This window comes from Corallococcus macrosporus DSM 14697 (genome assembly GCF_002305895.1).
GTDB lineage: Bacteria > Myxococcota > Myxococcia > Myxococcales > Myxococcaceae > Myxococcus > Myxococcus macrosporus.
Genome location: NZ_CP022203.1, coordinates 6,589,301 through 6,613,950, shown reverse-complemented (window position 1 = coordinate 6,613,950; position 24,650 = coordinate 6,589,301). Strand labels below are relative to the sequence as shown.

The window sequence follows — 24,650 nt, the reverse complement described above, 5'->3', positions numbered from 1 at the left end:
TCGTGGGGAGTAAGGGACTCGGGGCCAAGGCCGAGGCTCGAGTGCTTCACGCACTCGCCTGGAAGACTTGAAACGCACAGCGAGACATTCGCTCAGCAATGAATTGAAACTTACCCTTTGTATGCACTGTCGCTGATTTTCCGGTGGCTATGTCGGAGGGGTTCCACCCGTTCCCATCCCGAACACGGAAGTTAAGCCCTCCAGAGCCGATGGTACTTCGCGGGAAACCGCGCGGGAGAGTAGGTCGCTGCCGGATTCTTTTTGAGAAACCCCCGGTGTCCCTCGTGGACACCGGGGGTTTTCGTATTGGGGGCCCCGTGCAGACTCCGGGGGTTGCTGGCACCAGGCGGCTTCAGCGCCGGGCCCGCAGCCGGCGCACGGCGCCCAGGGCCAGCCGTGCCACAGGAGGGTGAGGTGCACCAGCAGCCCGCACCCTCAACAGGCCTTCTATTCGGACTATGCGTCGCCCAAGGCCTTCCTCGTCGGAATGCGCAAGGTGAGTTGAGCCGCGCCTCCCTCTCGTCCGTGAGGGGGCCGGGGGGAGGGGGAGCGCGTACCTCCTCCTCTCCCCATGGCAGAAGGGTGGGCGCTGGCCCCCCGCGTGGCCAATGTTGTGGCGAAAGGGGCTTCTCCCATGGCCACACTTGCTCCTCCTCCTCCAGCTTCGGGCGTCCTCGCGCACGGTCTGCCAGCCGGTACGCGCGCACCCGAACTGGACCTTCCAGCTACCCCTGACGGGCGACGGTTCAAGCTCGCGGACCAGAAGGGCTCCCCCGCCGTCCTCGTCTTCTACCCTGGGGACTTCACCCCCGTCTGCACCAACGAACTGGGGCTCTTCAACGAGCTGATGCCCGTGTTCGGCCAGTTCGGCGCGAAGGTGTTCGGCATCTCGTGCGACTCCCTCTGGAGCCACATCGCCTTCGCCAAGGAACTCCACATCCAGATTCCGCTCCTCTCCGACTTCCATCCGAAGGGAGAGGCCGCTCGCCGCTACAACGTCTACCGGGAGGACGTCGGCATCTGCGAGCGGGCGCTCTACGTCATCGACGGCAAGGGCGTCATCTCCTGGAGCTACGTCTCACCCATCGAGCTCAACCCCGGCGCGGGCGGCGTCATCGACGCGCTCGAGCGGCTGACCGGCAAGCCGATGGAGTTCCTCACCGTCCAGCCACAGCAGCAGCCACCTCGGACGGAGGCCCGGACATGAGCAGACTTCGCAGAGGCGTGGACGCCACTGACTGGGCGAAGGGGCCGGCCGATGCCCCCGTCACCCTCCTGGAGTACGGCGACTTCGAGTGTCCCTTCTGTGGGCGCGCCGCCTGGGAGCTGAAGCGGCTCGAGAGCGCTGTCGGAGACCGGGTCCGCTTCGTCTTCCGCCACTTCCCCCTCACCCAGCTCCACCCGCACGCGCTGCTGGCCGCGGAGGCCGCGGAGGCCGCCGGCGCGCAGGGGAAGTTCTGGGAGATGCACGAAATGCTCTTCCAGAACCAGCACAACCTGGAGGCTCCCGCACTGCTGACGTTCGCGGCCGACCTGGGGCTCGACATGGGCCGCTTCACTCGCGACCTCCAGGAGCACCGCTCCCTGCCGAAGGTCCAGCGCGACTTCATCGAGGGTGTGCGCAGTGGCGTGAACGGTACCCCGACCTTCTTCATCAACGGGGAGCGCCACAACGGCGCCTACACGGCCGAGGCGCTCCTCGCCGCCATCGAGCAGCGGGTGGGGCCCGACATCGAGCCGATGACGGGGCTTCCCTGGGAAGGCGACCGCGTGCCGCGCATGGGCCGGCCCCAGTCGCGCATGTAGGGGGCGCAGCCGTGAAGGCATCGCGACGAGTGTCCTCAGAGGAGCTACAGGCCACCGGTGGCACCGAGGTGGTGGAGATTGCCCTCCAGCTGGCCATGGCCTCCACCGGCCGCTCGAAGTTCGTGTCCATCGAGGACGGCCACCACGGCAACTCCCTGGGCACGATGAGCGTGGGCGCCTCCGAGTACCGGGAGGGCCTGCCCAACCTGCTGCGCGGCTGCCTCAAGGTGAAGCGCCCCCTGGACGCGAACGCGGTGGACCGGGTGGAGCGGCGCCTGCGCAAGCGGGACGTCGCCGCCTTCATCACGGAGCCCATCATCGGCAACCTGGGGGCGCTCGTCCCCGATGCGCTGTTCATGCGGGGCCTCCAGCGTCTGTGCCGTCGCTACGGGACGCTGCTCATCCTCGATGAGGTGGCCACGGGCTTCGGACGCACGGGCCGCCTCTTCGCCTCCGAGCTCTTCGGCCTCGCGCCGGACATCATGACGCTGGCCAAGGCCATCACCGGCGGGCATGCGGGCATGGGCGCCACCGTCGCCACCGAGCGAGTCGCCAGGGCGGCCGAGGGAAAGGTCAACGTCTATTCCACGTACGGCTGGCATCCGCTCAGCGTGGAGGCGGCGCTCGCCAACCTCGCGTACCTGCGCGCGCACCAGACGCACCTGCTGAAGGACGTGGCGGAGCGCAGCGAGGACTTCCGCTGCCGGCTCCTCCAGATGGACTTCGGCTCCCCCGTGGACATCCGCGTCACCGGCCTCGCCATCGGTCTGGAGTTCGAGGATGGGGCCTACGCGGGTGCGCTGGCCGGCCGCTGCCGGAAGGCGGGGCTCATCCTCGGTATCGACGACGACACCCTCACCCTTTTCCCCGCGCTTACCATCTCCAGGCGGACCGTGCACGAGGGCCTGGACATCCTCGAGCGCTGTCTCTGAGGGACGCACATGCCTGGCTGGCTGGAACAGACAAGTGGCCTCCTGCTGCTCGCGCTGGTGCTGCTGGGCGTGTTCCTCACCGTGCTCTACGCGCGGCTGGACACGGGCACCCTGGCGCCGCGGATTTATTTCACAGGGGGGCTGGCGGCTCTTCCTCTGGGCGTCCCGGCCCCTGGGCAGGCAGCGTCGCGTCGCCACGTCCTTCTACGGGCCGGTCATCCTCGCGGTGCTGGTGGTGACGTGGGCCCTGGAGCTGACGCTCGGAACGGCGCTGGTCATCCACCCGGTGCTCGGCACGGCGGTCCGCGCCAACAGCGGACCGACTCCCACCGACTTCCTCACCGCCATGGACGTGGGCGGCAACAGCGTCTCCATCGTGGGGGGCAGCAATTTCTCCCCGCAGACGGGGACGTTCAAGTTCTTCTTCCTGTTCAACTCGCTGCTGGGCTTGTCGGTGGCGTCGCTCGCGCTGACGTACCTGATGCAAATCGACTCCGCGCTCCAGCGACGCAACGCGCTCAGGCTCCGCGTCTACCTCTTCTCCGCGCAGCGCGAGGACGCCGCGGAGCTCATTGCCCGGCTCGGCCCGCGGGGGCAGTTCCAAGCTGGCTACTCCAACCTGTCGGAGCTGTCCGGCGCGGTCGCCGCGATGAAGGAGATCCACCGCTTCTACCCGGTGCTCTTCTACTTCCGCTTCCCCGTGACGTACTACTCGGTGTCCTCCATCAGCACGGTGGGGCTGGACGCCGTGTCGCTCATCCGCAGCGCGCTGGACGAGCGGGAGTATGGCTGGCTGCGGGCGGCGTCCAGGCTCACCGTCACCTCCCTGGCTGCAGCCTTCCTGCCGGGGGGGGCGCTGTCCATCCAGGGCCGCCGAGCGCGGAGGTAAAGGAGCGCTGGCGCTGGCGTTACCGCGGCGCGCTCCGTCGGCTGCAGCAGGCCGGCATCCGGACCGTCGCGGACGAGCAGGCGGGGGCCCATCACTACGTCGCGCTGCGCGCAGAGTGGGATGGCGTGGTGGGGCAGCTCGTGTCCGCCCTGGCCTACATGCGGGAGGAAATCGACCCGGCGGGCACGCATCCGGAGCGGATGGTGAAGGGCCCCCCGCCGACGACGGAGCTGGCGCGAGCCCTCCCCGGAGGGGCCCCAGGATGGCCCCGGTCCCCTGCATGAGTCCGCAGGCAGCAGACGTCAGGGCAGACCCTGCAGTGTATCGGCCACCCTTCCGCCGCGCGGCCGGCTCCCTAGGTGTGAGGGGGTTGTCCTGACGTGCGTTGCTGCCAAGGCTTGTCGAGGACGACTACAACGCCATGCACAGGGAGACACCATGAAGGCACTCGTCTACGAGGGACCGCGCAAGGTCAGTGTGAAAGAGGTGCCGGACGCGAAGATTGAGCGGCCCACCGATGCGGTGGTGCGCATTCGCAGTACCAACATCTGCGGCTCCGACCTGCACATGTACGAAGGCCGCACCGACATGGAGCCGGGCCGGGTGCTCGGGCACGAGAACCTCGGAGAGGTGGTCGAGGTCGGCTCGGCGGTGGACAAGCTGAAGGTGGGCGACTGGGTGGCCATTCCGTTCAACGTCAGTTGTGGCCACTGCGAGAACTGCGAGCACGGCCTGACCGCCTTCTGCCTCAACGCGAACCCGTCGGGGACGGCCGGCGCCGCATATGGCTTCGCCGACATGGGGCCCTACAACGGCGGGCAGGCCGAGTACCTGCGCGTGCCCTGGGCCGACTTCAACTGCCTGCGGCTGCCGGAGGACGCCGAGGAGAAGCAGCTCGACTACGTGATGCTCGCCGACATCTTCCCCACCGGCTACCACGTCACCGAGCTCGCCGGGCTCCTGCCGGGCGAATCCGTCGTCATCTTCGGTGGAGGGCCCGTGGGACAGATGGCCGCGCTCTCCGCCACCATCAAGAGCGCGAGCAAGGTGATGGTCGTCGACTGGCATCCGGACCGGCTCGCTCTCTGCGAGAAGATTGGCGCCATCCCCATCGACTACTCGAAGGTGGACCCCGTCGAGCGGGTGAAGGAACTCACCAACGGCAAGGGTGCCGACCGCGGCTGCGAGTGCGTGGGCTACCAGGCGCACGACCCACAGGGGAGGGAGCACCCCAACCTGACGATGAACAATCTGGTGAAGGCGGTGAAGTTCACCGGCGGCATCGGCGTGGTGGGCGTCTTCATCCCCAATGACCCCGGCGGCCCGGACACCCTGGCCAAGCAGGGGGAAATCGTCTTCGACTGGGGCATGCTCTGGTTCAAGGGGCAGCGCGTGGCGACCGGCCAGTGCAACGTGAAGGCCTACAACCGCCAACTGCGCGAGCTCATCCACCTGGACAAGGTGAAGCCCTCGTGGATCGTCTCGCACACGCTCCCGCTTGACAAGGCGCCGGACGGCTACCTGAACTTCGACAAACGCGACAGCGGCTGGACCAAGGTCGTCCTGCAGCCGGCCGCCTGAGCCGGCGCGAAAGCGGAGGAATGGCGATGCGGTACGCCCACCTCGCGCCGGAGGGCCGTGAGAGCACGGTGGAACAGCTTGACCGGCCGCCGCCCCTCCAGCGCTACGCCGCTCCGTTCAGAGACGCCGGGGGTACACTGCGGGCACGGGGGAAAAGAAAAAGCCCAGCAACCCGAAGGATTGCTGGGCTTCTCTTGGCGAGGAGTACGGGACTTGAACCCGTGGCCTCCGGCGTGACAGGCCGGCGTTCTAACCAACTGAACTAACTCCCCAAACGGGCACTGCGAGCGGCAGGGGCGAAATCCAAGCCTCTCACTAAAAGGCGAAGGGCCCGGAACCTTGCGATTCCGGGCCCTTCTTATTGGCGAGGAGTACGGGACTTGAACCCGTGGCCTCCGGCGTGACAGGCCGGCGTTCTAACCAACTGAACTAACTCCCCACATCGGTACGACAGTGGGCGGAACAGGGATTGAACCTGTGACCATCGCCTTGTAAGGGCGCCGCTCTACCGCTGAGCTATCCGCCCGTCAGGCGTCCGCCGCGCTTCGGTGAGCGGGCTTCTATCGACCCTATCCGACACTGTCAAGCATACGTTTCAGCAGGGCCGATCATTCCGCAAGGCCGCCCGGGCCACGGTGGGCATCCGGGCGGCCATTGGAACGACTGAGGGGCTACGGGGTGACGGTGCCGATGTCCCAGCCGCTGAACCCGTTGCTGCTGCCCTGCCGGTCATTCCGGTCGCCGTAGCAGAACGGCCCGCCGTTGAGCGAGTAGCGGTACGCGTAGGACGTCCCTGCCGGTACGCCCGCAGGCAGGTCCACGGCGTACTGATCGTTCTCCCCCTCATCGCTGAGGTACGTCGCCGCTACCCAGGTCCAGCCCGAGACGCCGGGGTCGCTGCTCGCGGGGCCGTAGCCGAGCTCCGCGACGACGCCAGCACCCTGTCCGCCGCCCGGCGTGACGTCCGCCGCCCACAGCTGCCCATAGACGGTCCGCGCGCCGCCCTCGGCGCCCTCGGGCATCTCGAACGGCCACTGGAGGTTGCAGTAGCCAATCTCCGAATGGTTGCCCACCGTGAGGGCGTGCTGCTGGCCCAGCGTGTACCCACCCACGTTGCTGCCGTCCTTGTCGCAGTACGTCCACGAGGCGCCGTCCGTGGAGTAACGCAGGCTGACGGCGCGGTCGCCGGTGTAGGCGGGCGTCACGGTGGTGGAGAACTCGTCCGTGTCCGCCTCACCGTCGGCCTCGCCGGTGTACTCCGCGGCCTTCCAGGTGAACGCGGCCGCCTGGGTGGAGGCATTGGCGTCCACCGCGCCCACGCCGACCTGCACCTGGACGCCAGCGCCCGGGCCATTGCCCGCGGTGACGCCCGGGATATGCACCCGGCCCACCACGGTGACGGTGTCACCGCTGCCCACCGTCGTGCCGCTCACGCTCTGCAGCCGGCAGTAGCTGTCCGTCGGCTCGGGGTCCGGGTCCTCGCTCACCGCCAGGCTGCCCGCCAGGTCCACGTTGAAGCTGTCCTCCGGGTTGGTGCTGTTGCCGTTCGCGTCGCAGTACATGAACTCGCCGCCGTTCACCTGGAAGCGGTAGGCGAACCGGTAGCTGCCCACCACGCCCGGGTTGGGCAGCGTGGCCTCGTACCGGTCGTTGGCGTAGAAGTCCTCCTCGAACCCAGCCGTCGTGTCCCAGTTCCATTCGGCGGACGTGGCCGGGTCCTCGCCCGCGGGCCCCCAGCCGAGCTGGCCCACGATGGCCGCGACCTCGCCCTCGGTGGTGTCGGTGAGGCCCGTCACGCTCACGTACGCGACGATGACATGGCTGGCCGCCTCACCGGCGGTGTACGCCAGCGACTGGGGCGTGTTGTTCCCGTCCGGCCCCAGCTTGCAGTAGTCGATCGCATTGAGGGCCTGTGCCTCCGTCACCGTCAGCGTTCCCGCCAGGTCCACGTTGAAGCTCTGCTCCGGATTGGGGCTGTTGCCGTCCGCGTCGCAGTACATGAACTCGCCGTCGTTCACCTGGAAGCGGTAGGCGAACCGGTAGCTGCCCACCACGCCCGGGTTGGGCAGCGTGGCCTCGTACACGTCATTGGCGCCGATATCCGACGCGTATTCGCCGCTGGTGGACCAGTTCCACTGTGAGGACGTGGTGGGGTCCTCACCGGCGGGCCCCCAGCCGAGCTGCCCCACGATGTTCTCACCCTGGCCCGCCTCGTTCGTCACACCCTGCACGAACACCTGCGCCTCCACCCGGCGGCTGGGCGTGGTGGCCGTCGTATACGTCACCGTCTCCGGGGTGTTGTTCCCATCCGGCCCCAGCTTGCAGTAGCCGATGACGCGCGGGATGACGGGCTGGCCCGTCACGTTGAGCGTGCCGAGCTGGTCCAGCTCGAAGTCCTGGCCACCGTCATCCACGCCGTTGCCGTCGCACACGCGGATGGGGCCACCGTCGTGGTTGAAGCGCACCGCGTAGCGGTACTCGCCGTTGATGGCCGGGTTGGACAGCGTGCCCTTCCACTGGTCGTTGTGTTCGAAGTTGTCCTGGTCGAACGTGAGCTTCGTCGACCAGCTCCACAGCGGCGAGGTGCGCGGATCCTCACCCGCGGGGCCCCAGCCGAGCTGGCCCGACAGGCCCGGTCCCGCGCCTTCGCGGTCCGTAACGCCCGGCAGGTGGACCTGCGCGTACACCGTCTTCAGGCCCGTCGTCTGCGTGGTCGTGTAGTTGATGACCTCCGGCGGCGTCCGGTCGAGGCCAATCTTGCACCACGCAATCGGCGGCTTCGGGGCCTCGTCGCCCACGGTGAGGGTGCCCAGCCGCTCCAGGCTGAAGGTCAGGTTCCCCTCGTTGCTGTCGTTGACGCCGTCACTGTCGCAGTAGCGCCACGCGTTCTCGCTGATGCTGAAGCGGAAGGCGATGCGCCAGGTGCCCTCGGTGCCCGGGTTGGGCAGGTCCGCTTCCCATTCGTCGTTGTTGCCGTGGTCCGTCTTGTACGTGGCGCCCACCCACGTCCACGCGTTGGAGTTGCTCGGGTCGGAGTCCGCGGGGCCGTACCCCAACTGCGCGACCAGTCCCGAGCCCGCGCCACCGCCCTGGGTGACGCCAGCGGCGTAGACCTGGCCGGCCACCTTCACGAGCGTGGTGTCGCCGGGGCGGTAGAAGACGTTGACCGGCCCGTTGTTCCCGTCCGGGCCCAGCTTGCAGTAGTCCACCCGCGGCCGGGAGATGAACACCCGGCGCAGCATGTCCGCCGACACGCCGTTGGCGCTGCCGTCGCCGTCCGCCATCACCCAGGTGGCGCCGTTGTCGATGGAGAAGCGCATGGTGATGACCCACTCGCGGCTCTCACCGCCAATGGCCGGCTGGAGCAGCACGGTGCCCTGGTAGATGTCCGCCTCGCGGCTGTCCGAGTCACCCTCATAGGTGGCCTCTTCCCAGGTGTAGCTCTCCGGGTTGAGCAGCTCCGCGTCCGCTGGGGCGAAGCCCACCTGCGCGCGGATGCCGCCGCCCTGGCCCGTGCCACGGGTGATGCCGGACACAGTGACGGCGCCGCGCACGGTGGCTCCCACCGGCTGGCCGCTGCTGACCGCGTCCACGTTGCCGTTGAGCACCTCGGCCTGGTCGATGTTCGCCGACGGCGCGCCTTCGTAGGTGAAGCCGCCCACCAGGGTGCCGTAGGCGTTGTCGGGGTTCACCACGCGCACGTCCACCGCGCCGGAGCTCGCCGTGGGGGTGTAGCCGTAGATGCGGTTGGAGTTGACCACCACCACTCGCAGCGCCTCCTGCTCACCGAAGAAGAGCTTCGCGCCCTCCTTGAAGCCGGAGCCGTAGACGTTGATGAGGGTGTTGCCCGCGACGGGGCCACCCGAGGGCTGGACCTCGCGAACCACGGGCGCGTTGTCGCTGGGAGCAGGACCTCCGCCGGAGTCGCCGTCACAGGCGATGACCAACAGAGGCAGGACGAGGAAGAGAGCATGGAGACAGCGAGACGACATCGACATCACCCCTTGACGCCGCCAGCGGTCAACCCGCCGACGAGGTGTTTCTGGAGAGCGAAGAACAAAGCCATGACCGGCGCGGAGACGATGAGCGCCCCCGCGGCGAACTTGCCCCACTCCACCTTGTGCTCGCCGACGAAGCGCTGGAGCGCGACGGGCAGGGTGAAGCGGGCTGGGTCGTTGAGCAGCGTGGCGGCGAGGATGAACTCGTTCCACGCCGTCATGAAGGAGAAGAGCGCCGTCACCGCCAGCGCGGGCCGCGCCAGCGGGAGCACCACCCGTACGAACACCTGGAAGGTGGAGGCCCCGTCCATCACCGCCGCCTCCTCCAACTCGCGCGGCAGCGTGTCGAAGTAGCCCTTGAGGTTCCAGATGCAGAAGGGCAGGGCGGTGGTGGCGTAGACGAGGACGAGCCCCGTGAGGCTGTCCAGCAGGTGCAGCTTCTGGAGGATGCTGTAGATGGGGACCATCATCAGCGTCGCCGGGAACATCTGCGTCACCAGCAGCGCCTGCATCCCGCCTTCCTTGCCGGGGAAGCGGAAGCGCGACAGCGCGTAGGCCGCGGACACCGCCAGCGTCAGCCCCACCAGCGTGGTGGCGCCGGACACGACGATGCTCGCCAGGAGCTGCCGGCCGAACACCCACCGCCCGGCCGCGTCCGTGGTGGAGAGCACCTGCCGGAAGTGCTCCAGCGTGACGGTGTCGGGGAAGGGGTTGGCGGTGAGCGCCAGGCCGTCCGTGGGGGACAGCGCCATCTTCACCACCCAGAGCACCGGGTAGAGCGTGGCCATGCACAGGAGCGTCAGCCCGGCGTGGATGGCGGCCAGCTTCAAGCGAGAGGGGCGGTTCATCCCATCACCTCCGAGGACGACCGCGTCAGGCGCCGGGTGAAGGCGGACCAGCCGAGCAGCACCACGAAGATGAGGACCGAGTACGCCGCCGCGAAGCCGTACTGCTCGTTGCGCTGGAAGGCCCAGCGGTAGGCCTCGGACACCAGGATGTCGGTGCCGCCGCCCGGCTCACCGCCGGACACCAGGTAGATGATGTTGAACATGTTGAAGGTCCACACGCTGCCCAGGATGACGGCCGGCAGCATGGCGGGCTTCAGCAGCGGCAGGGTGATGCGGCGGAACTGCGTCCATTTGCTCGCGCCGTCCACCTCCGCGGCCTCATAGAGCTCCTGGGGGATGGACTGGAGCGCGCCCAGCGCCACCACCATCATGAAGGGGAAGCCCAGCCAGGTGTTGGTGGCCACGTTGGCCGCGAAGGCCGTGGAGAAGCGGGTGAACCAGCTCACCGGCTCCAGGTCCAGCGCGACGAGCAGGCCGTTGATGGCGCCGAACTGGCGGTGGAACATGCCCTTCCACATGAGCGCGGTGATGTAGTTGGGCACGGCCCAGGGGATGATGAGCAGCACCCGGTAGACCCCCCGCAGCTTCAGCAGCGGGTCCTTCAGCAGCAGCGCCAGGAACAGGCCGATGCTCACGTGGAGCACCACGTTGACCAGCGCCCACAGCAGCGTCACGGCCAGCGTGAAGTAGAAGGACAGGGGCTCGGTGATGCTGTAGCCGCGGCTGGCCAGGATGTCCACGAAGTTGGCCAGCCCCACGAAGGCGTATTCCCCCGCCTCGTGGTGGAACAGCGACAGGCTGAGGCCCACCGCGAAGGGGACGAACACCAGCACCGCCACGCCGGTCGCCGCGGGCGCGATGTACGCCGCCGCCTGCGCCACGTCCGGGTAGCGGCGCTTGAAGGGCAGCGCCGCGGCCGGGCGCCGCAGCACCCAGACGGAGCCGCCCAGCGCCATGGCGCCCACCAGTCCCAGCCAGGGCAGGGGGCTGGCGTCGGGCGGGCGCTCGCGGTGCAGCGCGCGGTAGCGCCGGTCCGCCAGCGCGCCCGCGTCCTGGGGCTCGGTGCCACCCTGGAGCACCGCGCGCAGCGCCAGCTTCATGGGCTCCCAGACGCGCGCCATCTCCAGCGTGTTGGGCATGGGCGTGGCGTGGCGGGCCGCCTCGCGGAAGGAGGAGATGAGCGTATCCTCCCGCACCTCCTTCAGCGTGTACGCGGCCACGTCCGCCGGAATCTGCCGGCCCACCGTGGCCCGCACGCGTGAGGCCTCGCCCAGGGAGATGAAGCGCGCCAGCGCCTGCGCCTGCTCCGCCCGTTCGGAGCGCGACGACACGTAGGCCGTCTCCACGCCCAGGAAGGGGCGGATGGGGAGGTTCGTGGCGCTCACCACCGGCAGCCCCACCACGCGGTACGCCACGTCCGGCGCAATCTCCCCGGCGAACCAGGGCCCGCTGATGACCATGGCGGCGCGGCCGTCGTTGAAGAGGCTCTTCACCAGCGCGCCCGAGGCCTCCTGGGGAATGAGGCGCCGGTCCTGCAGGTCCTTCACGAAGGCCAGGGAGCGGGCCATGCCCTCGGTGTCGAAGCGGGCGCGGCCGTTCGCGTCGAACAGCTCGCCACCGAAGCCGAAGAGGAACCCGGCGTGGAAGTAGAAGTCACCGCTCTCGTAGGCCAGCCCGAAGCGGCCCGCGTCCGCGTCCGACAGCGCGGGCAGCATCGCCAGCAGCGCGTCCGTCGTCTCCGGCGGCTTGGGCACGCGCTGGGTGTTGACGTAGAGCGCCAGCGACTTGAGCGACATGGGATAGCCGTACACCTGGCCATCCACCTCCAGCGCCTCCACCGCGTTGGGGAAGTAGTCCTCGCGCGCCAGCCCGCTGGCGGGGGCCACCAGGCGCTGCGCGTGGAAGTTGCGCAGCCGCTCGTGGTTGAAGATGAAGACGTCCGGGCCCACGCCATGCGGAATGGCGTTGGTCAGCTTGGCCGCGTAGGCGTCATAGGGCAGCGCGAGCAGCTCCACCTGCACGCCCGTCTTCGCCGTGAACAGCGCGGTGGCCTGGATGAGCGCCGTCTCCTCGCCGCCGCGGTACGCGTGCCACATCTTGAGGGGCTTCGTCGTCTCTGGGGCCGCGTGCGCGCTCAGCGCCGTGGCGAGCAGCGCCAGGCCGAGCCACCGGCTCACGACGCCACCTCCAGCGCGGCGCGCTGCTCCGGGTGGCGCAGCGCCTTCGCGCCGTCCTTGGTGAAGACGTGCAGCGCGTCCGCCACGGGGGCCAGGTGCACCGTGTCACCCACCGCGACGCTCACGCCCTTGTCGAAGCGCGCCGCCACGGGGCCGGACTCGGTGTTGACGAAGGCGTACCCGTCGAAGCCCAGGCGCTCCACCGCGTCCACGGTGCCGGTGAGCGGCCCCTGGGAAACCACGCGCAGGTCCTGGGGCCGCAGGCCCAGCAGCACCGTGGCCTCCTGGGTGTCCACGTCCGCGGGGCAGGGCAGGGTGAAGCCCTTGCCGGCGAAGTGCGCACCCTCGCGCCGCGCCTCCAGGAAGTTCATGGCGGGCGAGCCGAGGAACCCCGCGACGAACTGGTTGGCGGGGCGGTTGTAGAGCTCCAGCGGCGGACCCACCTGCTGGAGCAGTCCGCCGTTGAAGACGGCCACGCGGGTGGCCAGCGTCATGGCCTCCACCTGGTCGTGGGTGACGTAGATCATCGTCGCGCCCAGCCGGCGGTGCAGCCGCGCCAGCTCGCCCCGCATCTGGACCCGCAGCGCGGTGTCCAGGTTGGAGAGGGGCTCGTCGAAGAGGAAGACCCTGGGCCGGCGGACGATGGCGCGCCCCATGGCCACGCGCTGGCGCTGCCCGCCCGACAGGGCCTTGGGCTTGCGCTCCAGCAGGTGGCCCAGCTCCAGCATCCCGGCCACCTCCCGCACCCGGGTGTCGATCTCCGCGGCGGGGAACTTCCGGAGCGTCAGGCCGAAGGCCAGGTTCTCCCGCACCGTCATGTGCGGGTAGAGCGCGTAGGACTGGAACACCATCGCCACGTCGCGATCACGCGGGGGCACGTCATTCACGCGCGCGCCGCCGATGCGCAGCTCCCCCGCGTCCACCTGCTCCAGGCCCGCGATGAGGCGCAGCAAGGTCGTCTTCCCGCACCCGGACGGGCCGACCATCACCAGGAATTCACCTTCGCCCACCTGAAGGTCCACGCCCTTCACGATGAGGTTCTGGCCAAACGACTTCTTGATCCCACTCAGGGTGACTTCGGACAAGTCGTGCTCGGAGAAATTTATGGGGAGACGGTCGCGCACCTTACCCGGACGCTCGCCGTTTCCTCAAACCTCCTTGGTTGCACGCTCCGCGTCATCCGGGGGTGTGAGCCACTGGACGAAGGGCCGTCCCCGAGGCGAAACCGGGGCCCTGCCTTGTCAGGGGCGGAAGGCGCTTGTTATGGAAGCGGAGTTTTATTGCCGGGCCGAGTCATGTCCGGACCTCGAGGTCAGCCTACCTGATGCGCACTCCCAGAATGTCCCGCCTCGTGGGCGCGGCGCTGTCCACCGCCCTGTTCGCCACTGGCTGTAGTGAGAGCGACTACGTCCGGCTGTACCACAGCCAGGAGCGGGCCCCGAGCTATTCGGTGGAGGACATCGAATCGCTCCGCCAGATTGGCCCCACGTACGTGGACAAGGGGGTCAACTTCGCCCTGTACTCGGAGAACGCGACCCGGCTGGAGCTGCTGCTCTTCGAGGATCCGGAGAGCAACCGCCCCGCGCGCGTCTACGAGATGACGCGCTACGGCGACGTGTGGAGCGTCTACGTGGAGGGCGTGGGCGTGGGGCAGCACTACGGCTTCCGCGCCTGGGGCCCCAACTGGGAGTATGACCCGAACTGGTTCCCGGGCTCCATCCACGGCTTCAAGGCGGACGCGGACGTCTACGGCAACCGCTTCAACCCGAACAAGCTGCTGACGGATCCGTACTCCAAGGCCCTGCACCGCGACCATGACTGGAGCAAGGGCAGCACGGCCAGCGGACCGGCCCGCACGGAGGTGACGTACGCGGCCTCCGCCAAGAGCGTGCTCGTCAAGGACGGCGACTATCAGTGGGGCGAGGCCGAGCAGCAGTGGCGCGCCAACCGCCAGGATGAGCACTGGCAGGGCCACGGCTGGCAGGACATGATCGTCTACGAGGTCCACGCCAAGGGCTTCACGGCGGACCCCGCTAGCGGCGTGCGCTTCCCGGGCACCTACCGCGGCTTCGGTGAGAAGGCGGCGTACCTGGCTGAGCTGGGCATCACCGCGGTGGAGCTGCTGCCCATCCACGAGAAGCCGCTGGACGGTGGGTACTGGGGCTACCAGACCATCAACTTCTTCGCGCCCGAGGTGTCCTACGCGGCCTTCAAGGAGCCGCACCAGGTCATCAAGGAGTTCAAGTGGATGGTGGAGCAGCTCCACAACCACGGCATCGAGGTGCTGGTCGACGTCGTCTACAACCACACCGGCGAGGGCGGCCTGTGGCGCGAGAAGCTGGAGACGGATGACGTCATGCCCGGCGAGCCGCTGGAGTCCCTGGACCCCGCGGAGACCGCCGGCCTCTATTCGTTCCGCGGCATCGACAACCAGGCGTACTACGCGCTGAACCCGGACCGCCGCACGTACTGGAACAACACGGGCGTGGGCAACCAGACGCGGCCCAACCACCGGCCCACGCGCAAGCTCATCATCGACAGCCTGCGCTTCTACGTGGAGGAGCTCCACGTCGACGGCTTCCGCTTCGACCTGGCGCCCATCCTGGGCGAGCGCGACGGGGACTACAACCGCTGGGACGACCCGCGCAACACGGTGCTCCAGGACGTCATCGACGACCCGGTGCTCCAGAAGTACAACACCCGCATCATCGCGGAGCCCTGGAGCGCGGGCGGCTGGTACTGCATGCCGCTGGGCGAGTTCCCCAGCTCCAAGACGCAGCCGGGCAACGGCTGGTACGAGTGGAACGGCCGCTTCCGTGACTGGTGGCGCGCGTTCATGAACCAGGACGGCTGGAAGCTCAACTCCAACGAGGGCTCGCTGTGCGGCCGGCCTGGCACGGTGGACGGCGGCTTCCTGATGTACGGCAGCCAGGAGTGGTTCGAGCGCAACGGCCGCCGCCCGTATCACTCCATGAACTTCGTCACCGTGCACGACGGCTTCACGATGTACGACCTGTTCGCGTACGACGAGAAGCAGAACCGCTGCGGTCCGCTGAACCCGGTGTGCTGCGACACGCCCAACAGCCCCTTCTGCGACAAGGTCAGCGGCGAGGAGCACAACCGCTCCCGCAACTGGGGCCCCATTGGCGACGAGCGCGCGGAGAGCATGCGCCGGCAGATGATGCGCAATGCCTTCATGTCGATGATGATCAGCCACGGCACGCCCATGATCCTGGGCGGCGACGAGTGGATGCGCACGCAGCTTGGCAACAACAACGCCTACTCCACGCTCTCCGACAACGCCTTCAACTGGTACCAGTGGGGCGCGTACCTGGCGCGTGACGAGCGTCACCGCATGTTCGAGTTCGTGAAGGCAGCCATCCGCCTGCGCAAGGAGCACGCCTACGCCTTCGCGCCCAGGGACTACGGCGCGGGCGCTCCGCTGGCGTGGAAGAGCGCCCAGAACACCGAGGCGGCGTGGGACAGCAAGCAGTTGATGATCCACTACCACGACGCGTCGTACGGGCCGGAGCTGCTGGTGCTCATCAACATGGAGCCGCGCGCGGTGGAGTTCACCCTGCCAGAGGGCCGCAAGTGGACGCGGCTCATCGACACGCAGGCGTACTTCGACAGCCCCGCGTATCTCTCGACGGCGGGCCTGAACAGCCGGAGCACGGGCAACGCGTGGCTTGATACACCGTCACCCGTGAACACTCCCACGTACGGCATGCCGGAAAGAACCATCGTCGTCCTGCGTGCGGAGTAGGGCAGGCAGCCAGGTTGCGCTATAAGCAGGGCCCGCTCATGCGAGTCCTGCCATTGCGCCTCGGCGCCATTCTGTTGACGCTCCTCCCGCTCGTTGCCCTGGCCGATGCTCAAAGAGATCGCTTCGGGGCCGCGGGGTACTTCCGAATCATGACCCGCCCGGATTTCTCGGGCGGTTCGGGTCAGCTGGGCTACTACTGGCTCTACGGTCGGCTCCTCAACGAGAGCCCCTACGGCGAGCTCAACCTCCGCCTGGACGCGCTGCAGGCCACGCCGGGGAGCCAGGAGGTCTGGGCCGAGGTCCACTCCCGTATCTCCGGCACGTCGTTCCGCTCCGCGGACCCCGGCAACGGCTCGCTGGTGAACTTCAGCGCCGACTACCTCTTCGTCCGCGCGGGCAACATCCTGCTGGACCGAGTGACGTGGCAGCTCGGCACGCTGGAGGACCGCTGGAACGACCTGCACATCTACGACCAGCGCCCCGGCACGCTGCTCTGGGACACGGTGGGGTTGTCCGGCACGTACCAGGGCGACCGCTACGACGTGCTCCTGGCGGTGGGTGACAGCGGCTACACGCTGCGCCCGCGCAACTACAACACGGTGCTCACGGGCGCCGCGTCGTTCCGCTACCGGCTGATTCCCGGGCACCTGGAGGCCGGCATCCGCGCCCAGGTGGGCTACGAGCCCGCGGTGCGCGGCAACAGGAACGCGCTCTACGCGTCGCCCAACACCAACTACGAGGACTTCGCGCGGCGCGAGGTGGTGCGGCGCTACTTCGAGGCCAACCCGGGCGTGGAGGACCTGGTGCCGGACCTGAAGGCGCGCAGCGCGCTGTCGTACCGGGCCATGGGCTACCTGGGCTTCGGCAACCTCGGGCCGCTGGTGTGGAGCAACATGTACCTCACCTTCGAGAAGCGGCACCCGACGCCCTTCTACATGGAGAACTACCGGGGCCGTGATTGGACGGTGTACGTCACGGACCAGACCGACGAGCGCTACGACGCCAACCTCGGCAACGAGGCCTACATCCGCATCATCCCCGACAAGCTGGAGGCGCTCTGGGGTGTGTGGGCCGGCTACTCGTTCAACAAGGACAACGACATCATGGCCGGCGAGGACAACCGCGTCATCGCCTCCACGGTGCTCCGGCTCCAGTACTTCCTCACCGACCGGGTCCACCTCCTGGTGGAGAGCAGCATCGCGCGCGAGAAGAGCCTGAACGGCAACTTCTACCGCAACCACGTGGACTCGGTGTTCACCAGCACCGACGGCATGGCGGACGCGCGCGGCCTGGAGTTCGGTGACAGCGACACGCGGGACACCTGGCAGTTCAAGGCCGGTGTGGTGCTCAACCCCACGGGCCGCAGCATCTACGCGCGCCCCAGCCTCCGGTTGCTGTACGGCCTTCAGCGCTCCTCACAGCACGCGGCGTTCGGGAACTCCTTCGTGGACAGCCTGGACCAGTACAACGTTTACGTCGGTCCCGAGCGCCACTGGCACTCGGTGGTCGCCATCGAGGCCGAAGGATGGTTCTGAGAAAGCGATGGAGCGTGGTGGTCTCCCTCACGGCGGCCCTGGCCGCGGTGACGCTCGCGGCGTGTCTGCCGCGCGCGGCGCCGCCGCCCCTGGCGCCCAGCGGCACGGTGGTGGCCGTGGCCTATGTGCGGGATGACGCGAGGCGGCCCGGCGTGGTGGCGGACGTCCCGGAGGGCCTGAAGCAGCGCATCGCGGAGGTGCTGTCCAAGCGCAACCTGCGCGCGGAGGTGGTGCCCTACGCGGACTACGCCGCCTACTACGCGAAGGTGCGCGACTCGCAGCGCCGCTTCGAGATGATGAAGGCGCTGACGCCGGAGGCGCCGCTGCACCTGCTGGTGGAGACGCGGGTGTCGTTCTTCAGCCAGGTGGGCGGGCGCTTCTCGTGGGACATCTCGGTGCGGACGACGGCCGCCCGCGCGGACTCGCCCATGGCGCCCACCGTCGTCAACCAGGACTACGGCGCGGCGCTCCAGTTCGACCAGCAGCGCGAGGACGACGCGCAGTTGGAGGTGGCCCAGCAGATTGCCGGGCAGGTGGGCTCGCTGTTCGACTCCTTCCTGGCCTCGCCCTTCCTGGTGCCGGACACGGACGGTGGCTCGGGCACGGTGCCGGGCCTCAACGCGCCGGCCGGGCCGGGCATCGAGCCGGGCAAGAGCACGCCGCCCACCACGCCCGCGCCCTACCGAGGCTCGTGGGAGCCTCCGGCGGGAGACGCGGTCTACTTCGTGATGGTGGACCGCTTCTCCAATGGCGATACGAAGAACGACGGTGCAGTGGACCTGAAGGACGCGCAGGCCTTTCACGGCGGAGACCTGCAAGGTGTGATTGACCGACTGGACGGGCTGCGGCAGCTCGGTGTCCGCACGGTGTGGCTTTCACCCGTCTTCCAGATGCGGACCGACACGTTCTACGGGTACGGCGCCTTCCACGGTTACTGGGTCGAGGACTTCGGCAAGGTCGAGCCCCGCTTCGGGGACGAGGCCCTGCTGAAGGCGCTGGCGGCGGAGCTCCGCCGCCGGGACATGCGGCTGGTGCTGGACGTGGTGCTCAACCACGTGGGGCCGGAGACGCGCCTGTCGCGTGAGCGGCCCGACTGGTTCCACGGCCGGGGGCCCATCAAGGACTGGGACGACCCGAGCGAGCTGGTGATGGGGGATGTGCACGGCCTGCCGGACCTGGCCGTGGAGAAGGAGGAGGTGTACGCGCACCTGCTGGCGCACTCGCGCCGGTGGGTGGACGTGCTGAAGCCGGCGGGCTTCCGGCTGGACGCGGTGAAGCACATGCCCACGAGCTTCTGGGCCCGCTACAACGACGACCTCCGGCAGCACGCGGGGAAGGACTTCCTGCTGCTGGGGGAGATGCTGGACGGCGACCCGGTGCTGCTGTCCACCACGATGAAGGAGGGCCGCTTCGGGACGATGTTCGACTTCCCGCTGGCCTTCGCGCTGGTGGACGTCTTCTGCCGGGAGCGCGCGCCGTCGCACCTGGGCGCCATCCTCTTCAATGACCGGCTGTACCCGGCGCCGGGCTCGCTGGTGACCATGGTGGACAACCACGACCTGCCCCGGGTGATGAGCGAGTGCGGCGGCGACGTGGAGCGGGTGAAGCGGGCGCTGGCGGTGCAGCTCACCGCGCGGGGCGTGCCGGCGCTCACCTACGGGACGGAGGAGGGGCTGACGGGCGCGAAGGAGCCGGAGAACCGGGGCGACATGCGCTTCACGGACCATCCGCTGCGCTCCTGGATTGGCGGGCTGTTGGCGTTGCGGCGGGGCAGTGAGGCCCTCCAGCGTGGCGAGACGATGGTGCTCGCCGCCCGGGAGGACCTCTTCGCCTACGCGCGCGTCACCGCCGACGAGGCCGTGGTCATCGCCGTGAATGCCGGTGACAGCGCCGAGGACGTGCCGCTGCCCGACGTGCTGGCTGGCGCCCGGCTGGAGCCGGTGGCCCTGGCGTCGCCGCTGGCCGCCGCCGACGTGGGCACCGTCCGCGTGCCCGCCGGAGACGTGGCGCTGGCGCGGCTGACGCCCCCCGAGGCGGGAGGCTTCGTCACGGCGGCGAAGCTCGCGGGCCTGCGGTGGCGGGGGAAGGGGACGCGGCGCACGGTGCAGCTGGTGGTGGATGACCCCTCCGTGCGGCTGGTGGGCAGCGGGCCGGAGCTGGGCGGGTGGAAGCCCGAACATTCGCTGCGTCCAGGGCCGGACGGCTTCGCGCTGTCGCTGCCCGTGGGCGCCGTCTTCGAGTACAAGCTCCTGCGCGCCGGCTCCCAGGGGAAGTACGACTGGGAGGACGGCGACAACCGGCTGCTGTTCGTGGACGAAGGCTCCGGGCCCCTGCGCCAGACGTTGGCGTGGAGCCGGCGCTGACCGCACCTGCTTCCCTTCGCCCCGCGCCAACGCGGGGCCCACTCCGAGGTCCGAAGTGAACGACCGACTCCTCCGCGCGGCGCGCCGCCAGCCCACTGACACGACGCCGGTGTGGCTGATGCGCCAGGCTGGCCGCTACCTGCCCGAGTACCGGGCCATCCGAGGCAACATCGCCTTCCTGGACCTGTGCAAGCACCCGGACCTGGCGGCGGAGGTCACCGTCCAGCCGGTGACGCGCCTGGGTGTGGACGCGGCCATCATCTTCTCCGACATCCTCATCCCCGTGGAGGCCATGGGCATCACCCTGGAGCTGGGGGACAAGGGGCCGCACTTCCCCAACCCGGTGCGCTCCGCGGCGGACATCGACAAGCTGGGCGTGCCGGACCCGGTGGCGGGCACCGGCTTCGTGGCCGAGGCCATCCGCCGCACGCGCAAGGCGCTCAATGACGCCGTGCCCGTCATCGGCTTCGCGGGCGCGCCCTTCACGCTGGCCGCGTACATGGTGGAGGGCGGCGGCTCCAAGAGCTACATCCTCATCAAGCGGCTGATGTTCGAGCAGCCCGAGCTGGCGCACCGCCTCTTCGGCAAGCTCACGGACACGCTGATTCCCTACCTGAAGATGCAGGTGGAGGCGGGCGCGAGCATCGTCCAGATTTTCGACTCATGGGGCGGCGAGCTGTCGCCGTGGGACTACGAGCGCTTCTGCATCCCGTACCTCAAGCGCATGGTGTCCGAGCTGAAGGCCACCGGCGTGCCCGTCATCGTCTTTGGCGTGGGCATGTCCACGCACCTGCCGCTGCTCAAGAGCACTGGCGCGGACGTGGTGGGCCTGGACTGGACGCTGCCCATGGATGAAGGCCGGAAGGTGCTGGGGCCGGACGTGGCGGTGCAGGGCAACCTGGACCCGCTGCACCTGTTCCTCCCCCGCGAGGCGCTGGAGGGTCGAGTGAAGGACATCCTCCGCCGCGCGGGCCCCGAGGGGCACATCTTCAACCTGGGCCATGGCATCCTCCCGCCCACGGACCCTGACTCCGCCAAGTTCCTGGTGGACGCCGTCCACCGGCACGGCGTGGCGCTGCGCCAGGGCACACTGTCCAACGATTGATTTTTGAATCAATGGACGATTGACGCGTCGCATTGCCGCTCGTTAGATGCCCGCCTCCCGACTTCGCTGGAGGTGAGGCACACATGGCAAGCGAGAAGCGCAACGGCCCCCGAAGGGTGGCCATCGTCCGCGGCCTGCGGACCCCGTTCGTGAAGGCGGGCTCCGTCTTCTCGGGGCTGACGGCGCTGGACCTGGGCCGCCTGGTGGTCCAGGAGCTGGTCCAGAAGACGGACCTGGACCCGAACATCATCGACCAGGTGGTGTTCGGCCAGGTCATCCCCACGCTGACGGCCCCGTCCATCGCCCGCGAGGTGGTCATCGCGGCGGGGCTGCCGAAGACGATTGATGCCTTCACGGTGTCGCGCGCGTGCGCCACGTCCATCCAGGCGATGACGGCGGCGGCCAACGCGATTGCCACGGGGGAGGCGGACGTCATCATCGCCGGCGGCACCGAGTCCATGTCGGACGCGCCCATCTTCACCAGCCGGCCGCTGGCCCACGCGCTGGTGGCGGCGTCCAAGGGGCGCTCGCTGCCGGACAAGCTCAAGCCCTTCCAGCGCCTCAAGGCCAGGGATTTGCTGCCGGTGCCCCCGGCCATCGCCGAGTACTCCACTGGCATGACGATGGGGGAGAGCGCGGAGAAGATGGCCAAGGAGAATGGCATCAGCCGCGAGGAGCAGGACCGCATCGCCTACAACTCGCACCGCAACGCGGCCAAGGCGTGGAAGGACGGCCTGTTCGACAACGAGGTGATGCACGTCGTCGTGCCGCCGAAGTTCGACAAGACGGCGGAGCGCGACAACATCGTCCGCGAGGGCACCAGCATGGAGGCGCTGGGTCAGCTCAAGCCGGCGTTCGACCGCAAGTACGGCACGATTACGGCGGGCAACGCGTCGCCGCTGACGGACGGCGCCGCGGCGCTGCTGCTCATGAGCGAGGAGAAGGCGCGCGCGCTGGGCTACGAGCCGCTGGGCTTCCTGCGCAGCCACGCCTACGCCGCCACGGACCCGGGCGACCAGCTGCTCCAGGGCCCGGCCTACGCGGTGCCCACGGCGCTCAAGCGCGCGGGCATGACGTTGACGGACATCGACCTGGTGGAGATGCACGAGGCCTTCGCCGCGCAGGTGGCCAGCAACCTCCAGGCGCTGGCGTCCCCGGCCTTCGCGAAGAAGGCGGGCTGGAGCGCGCCGGTGGGCGAAATCGACCGGGAGCGGCTGAACGTGACGGGCGGCTCCATCGCGCTGGGGCACCCCTTCGGCGCCACGGGCGCGCGCATCGTCACCCAGGCCCTCAATGAGCTGAAGCGTCGGAACAAGAACACGGCGATGTGCACCGTCTGCGCGGCGGGCGGGCTGGGCGCCGTCGTCATCCTGGAGCGTGCGTGATGGCCACCAAGGCGGAAGAGCTCGAGGTGAAGCAGGGCTTCTCGTACCAGGTGGAGGACGGCGTCGCCGTCATCACCTTCGACCTGCCGGACTCCCCGGTGAACACGCTGTCGCCGGAGACGGGCGAGGCCTTCCTGCGCGTCATGTCGCGCGCGGAGCGGGAGCCCGAGGTGAAGGCCGTCGTCTTCACGTCCGGCAAGAAGGACTCGTTCGTCGCCGGGGCGAAGATTGATTTCCTGCAGACCATCAAGACGGCGGAGGAGGCCACGGCCATCAGCCGCAACGGCCAGGAGGGCTTCGACAAGCTGGACGCCTTCCCCAAGCCCGTCGTCGCGGCCATCCACGGCGCCTGTCTGGGCGGCGGCCTGGAGTGGGCGCTGGCGTGTGACTACCGCGTCGCCACCGACAGCCCGAAGACGTCGCTGGGCCTGCCGGAGGTGCAGCTCGGCCTGATTCCGGGCGCGGGCGGCACGCAGCGGCTGCCGGCGCTGATTGGCGTGCAGGCGGCGCTGGACCTCATCCTCACCGGCAAGAGCCTCAAGCCTGGGAAGGCGAAGAAGCTGGGCGTGGTGGACGAGGTGGTGCCCGCGCCCATCCTCCGCGCCATCGCCGTGCGGCGCGCGAAGGAGCTGGCCGAAGGGACGCTGAAGGTGGAGCGCCGTCACGGCCAGGGCTTCAAGGGCGTGGCCGCCGGCGGCAAGAGCAAGGGCCTGGCGGGCTTCATCCAGGGCCTGGCGAACAAGGAGCTGTGGGCGGAGGTGGCGCTGGAGGACAACCCGCTGGGCCGCAAGGTCCTCTTCGACCAGGCGCGCAAGCAGCTCCTGAAAAAGACGCGCGGCAAGTTCCCCGCGCCGGAGAAGTCGCTCCAGGTGGTGCGGGTGGGCCTGGAGTCCGGGCACAAGGCGGGCCAGGAGGCCGAGGCGAAGGCCTTTGGCGAGCTGGTGGTGTCGGACGTCTCCAGGCGGCTGGTCGAAATCTTCTTCGCCACCACGGCGCTGAAGAAGGAGAACGGCACCTCCAACCCCGACGCGAAGCCCCGCGAGGTGAAGAAGGTGGCGGTGCTGGGCGGCGGGCTGATGGGCGGCGGCATCGCCTACGTGGCCAGCTCGCTCCAGGGCGTGCCGGTGCGTGTGAAGGACAAGGATGACGCGGGCGTGGGCCGCGCCATGAAGCAGGTGCAGTCCATCCTGGATGAGCGCGTGAAGCGCCGCTCACTCACCCGCCGCGAGGCCACCGCGAAGTCCGCCCTGGTGACGGCGGGCACGGACTACGCCGGCTTCAAGTCCGCGGACCTGGTCATCGAGGCGGTGTTCGAGGACCTGAAGCTCAAGCACCGCATCATCGCGGAGGTGGAGGCCGTCACCGGCGACCAGACCATCTTCGCGTCCAACACCTCCAGCATCCCGATTACGGAGTTGGCCAAGGGCAGCCGCCGGCCGGCGCAAGTCATTGGCATGCATTACTTCAGCCCGGTCCACAAGATGCCGCTCTTGGAGGTCATCACCCACGCGGGCACCGCGGACTGGGTGACGGCCACCTGCGTGGAGGTGGGGCGCAAGCAGGGCAAGACAGTCATCGTCGTCAACGACGGGCCGGGCTTCTACACCTCGCGCATCCTCGCGCCGTACATGAACGAGGCGGCGTACCTGCTGGCGGAAGGCGCGGACATCGCGGAGCTGGACAGGGCGCTGGTCGAGTTCGGCTTCCCGGTGGGCCCGATGACCCTCCTGGACGAGGTGGGCATCGACGTGGCGCAGAAGGTGGGCCCCATCATGGAGGCAGCCTTCGGCAAGCGCATGGCGGCGCCCAAGGCCCTGGAGAAGGTGGTGGCCGACGGCCGCCTGGGCCGCAAGACGGAGAAGGGCTTCTACCTGTACGAGGGCGGCAAGAAGCAGGAGGTGGACCCCTCCATCTACGCCCTGCTGCCGCACGGCACGGAGCGCCGCTCCTTCGACCGCGCGGAGATGGCCGAGCGCGTGGTGCTGCAGATGGTCAACGAGGCCATCCGCTGCCTGGGGGAGGGCATCCTCCGCAGCGCGCGGGACGGCGACGTGGGCGCCATCTTCGGCCTCGGCTTCCCGCCCTTCCTCGGGGGCCCCTTCCACTACGTGGACAGCCGCGGCCCCGCCGACGTGCTGCGCAAGCTGGAGCACTTCCACGACAAGCTCGGGGAGCGCTTTGTCCCCGCGCCGCATCTGGTGGAGATGGTGAAGGCGGGCAAGACGTTCTACCCGCGCTGAACCGCGCCGCTGTCAGCGTCCGGGA

15 protein-coding genes, 3 tRNA genes and 1 rRNA gene are annotated in these 24,650 nt (G+C 68.9%); 12 read left to right on the top strand and 7 right to left on the bottom strand.

The window, feature by feature from the left end:
* Nucleotides 1-139 precede the first annotated feature (139 nt).
* From rrf to MYMAC_RS26435, 6 genes are all read left to right on the top strand, one after another.
* Nucleotides 140-256: ribosomal RNA gene (rrf, locus tag MYMAC_RS26460) — 5S ribosomal RNA — on the top strand.
* A 378-nt stretch (nt 257-634) separates the two neighbouring features.
* Nucleotides 635-1,207: a redoxin domain-containing protein gene (locus tag MYMAC_RS26455; protein WP_095960096.1), complete on the top strand. Its 573-nt coding sequence runs from the start codon at nt 635-637 to the stop codon at nt 1,205-1,207.
* Nucleotides 1,204-1,806: a DsbA family protein gene (locus MYMAC_RS26450; protein ID WP_095960095.1), complete on the top strand. Its 603-nt coding sequence runs from the start codon at nt 1,204-1,206 to the stop codon at nt 1,804-1,806. Before MYMAC_RS26455 ends, MYMAC_RS26450 begins: the two co-directional genes overlap by 4 nt.
* 29 nt (nt 1,807-1,835) lie before the next feature.
* Nucleotides 1,836-2,738 carry an aminotransferase class III-fold pyridoxal phosphate-dependent enzyme gene (locus tag MYMAC_RS26445; RefSeq protein WP_013941904.1) on the top strand — a complete coding sequence of 301 codons (903 nt, stop codon included), beginning with the start codon at nt 1,836-1,838 and terminating at the stop codon, nt 2,736-2,738.
* 235 nt (nt 2,739-2,973) lie between these two features.
* Nucleotides 2,974-3,627 (top strand): hypothetical protein, encoded by a 654-nt coding sequence (locus tag MYMAC_RS37415; RefSeq protein ID WP_193364431.1) that lies wholly within the window; start codon nt 2,974-2,976, stop codon nt 3,625-3,627.
* A gap of 438 nt (nt 3,628-4,065) precedes the next feature.
* Complete coding sequence (locus MYMAC_RS26435; RefSeq protein WP_013941901.1) at nt 4,066-5,208, top strand: glutathione-independent formaldehyde dehydrogenase; 1,143 nt, start codon at nt 4,066-4,068, stop codon at nt 5,206-5,208.
* Between the two features lie 195 nt (nt 5,209-5,403).
* Here the strand turns inward: MYMAC_RS26435 and MYMAC_RS26430 are convergent.
* The 7 genes from MYMAC_RS26430 to MYMAC_RS26400 all read right to left on the bottom strand — a co-directional run bounded on the left by MYMAC_RS26430 (nt 5,404) and on the right by MYMAC_RS26400 (nt 13,316).
* A tRNA-Asp gene (locus MYMAC_RS26430) sits at nt 5,404-5,480 on the bottom strand.
* 90 nt (nt 5,481-5,570) lie between these two features.
* A tRNA-Asp gene (locus MYMAC_RS26425) sits at nt 5,571-5,647 on the bottom strand.
* A gap of 15 nt (nt 5,648-5,662) precedes the next feature.
* Nucleotides 5,663-5,734 (bottom strand) — tRNA-Val (locus MYMAC_RS26420).
* 145 nt (nt 5,735-5,879) lie between these two features.
* A complete protein-coding gene (locus MYMAC_RS26415) occupies nt 5,880-9,200 on the bottom strand; it encodes an IPT/TIG domain-containing protein (RefSeq protein ID WP_239989025.1) in 3,321 nt (1,106 codons plus the stop codon).
* A 5-nt stretch (nt 9,201-9,205) separates the two neighbouring features.
* Nucleotides 9,206-10,054: a sugar ABC transporter permease gene (locus tag MYMAC_RS26410; RefSeq protein ID WP_013941899.1), complete on the bottom strand. Its 849-nt coding sequence runs from the start codon at nt 10,052-10,054 to the stop codon at nt 9,206-9,208.
* On the bottom strand, nt 10,051-12,231 hold the full coding sequence (locus MYMAC_RS26405) for an extracellular solute-binding protein (RefSeq protein ID WP_095960093.1): 2,181 nt from the start codon (nt 12,229-12,231) through the stop codon (nt 10,051-10,053). The genes MYMAC_RS26410 and MYMAC_RS26405 overlap by 4 nt, the downstream gene beginning before the upstream one ends.
* Nucleotides 12,228-13,316 (bottom strand): ABC transporter ATP-binding protein, encoded by a 1,089-nt coding sequence (locus MYMAC_RS26400; protein ID WP_170114774.1) that lies wholly within the window; start codon nt 13,314-13,316, stop codon nt 12,228-12,230. The genes MYMAC_RS26405 and MYMAC_RS26400 overlap by 4 nt, the downstream gene beginning before the upstream one ends.
* 239 nt (nt 13,317-13,555) lie before the next feature.
* Between MYMAC_RS26400 and MYMAC_RS26395 the strand changes: the two genes are divergently transcribed.
* The 6 genes from MYMAC_RS26395 to fadJ all read left to right on the top strand — a co-directional run bounded on the left by MYMAC_RS26395 (nt 13,556) and on the right by fadJ (nt 24,625).
* Nucleotides 13,556-15,997, top strand: coding sequence for a glycogen debranching protein (locus MYMAC_RS26395; RefSeq protein WP_095960091.1), 2,442 nt, complete (start codon nt 13,556-13,558; stop codon nt 15,995-15,997).
* 149 nt (nt 15,998-16,146) lie between these two features.
* Nucleotides 16,147-17,532, top strand: a complete 1,386-nt coding sequence (locus MYMAC_RS26390) for a hypothetical protein (RefSeq protein ID WP_013941895.1) — start codon at nt 16,147-16,149, stop codon at nt 17,530-17,532.
* Between the two features lie 14 nt (nt 17,533-17,546).
* Entirely contained in the window at nt 17,547-19,895 is a 2,349-nt protein-coding gene (locus MYMAC_RS26385) for an alpha-amylase family glycosyl hydrolase (protein WP_239989024.1), read from the top strand.
* A 55-nt stretch (nt 19,896-19,950) separates the two neighbouring features.
* A complete protein-coding gene (gene hemE, locus MYMAC_RS26380; RefSeq protein ID WP_095960089.1) occupies nt 19,951-21,000 on the top strand; it encodes a uroporphyrinogen decarboxylase in 1,050 nt (349 codons plus the stop codon).
* 83 nt (nt 21,001-21,083) lie between these two features.
* A complete protein-coding gene (fadI, locus tag MYMAC_RS26375; RefSeq protein ID WP_095960088.1) occupies nt 21,084-22,385 on the top strand; it encodes an acetyl-CoA C-acyltransferase FadI in 1,302 nt (433 codons plus the stop codon).
* A complete protein-coding gene (gene fadJ, locus MYMAC_RS26370) occupies nt 22,385-24,625 on the top strand; it encodes a fatty acid oxidation complex subunit alpha FadJ (protein ID WP_095960087.1) in 2,241 nt (746 codons plus the stop codon). Before fadI ends, fadJ begins: the two co-directional genes overlap by 1 nt.
* Nucleotides 24,626-24,650: the final 25 nt, after the last annotated feature.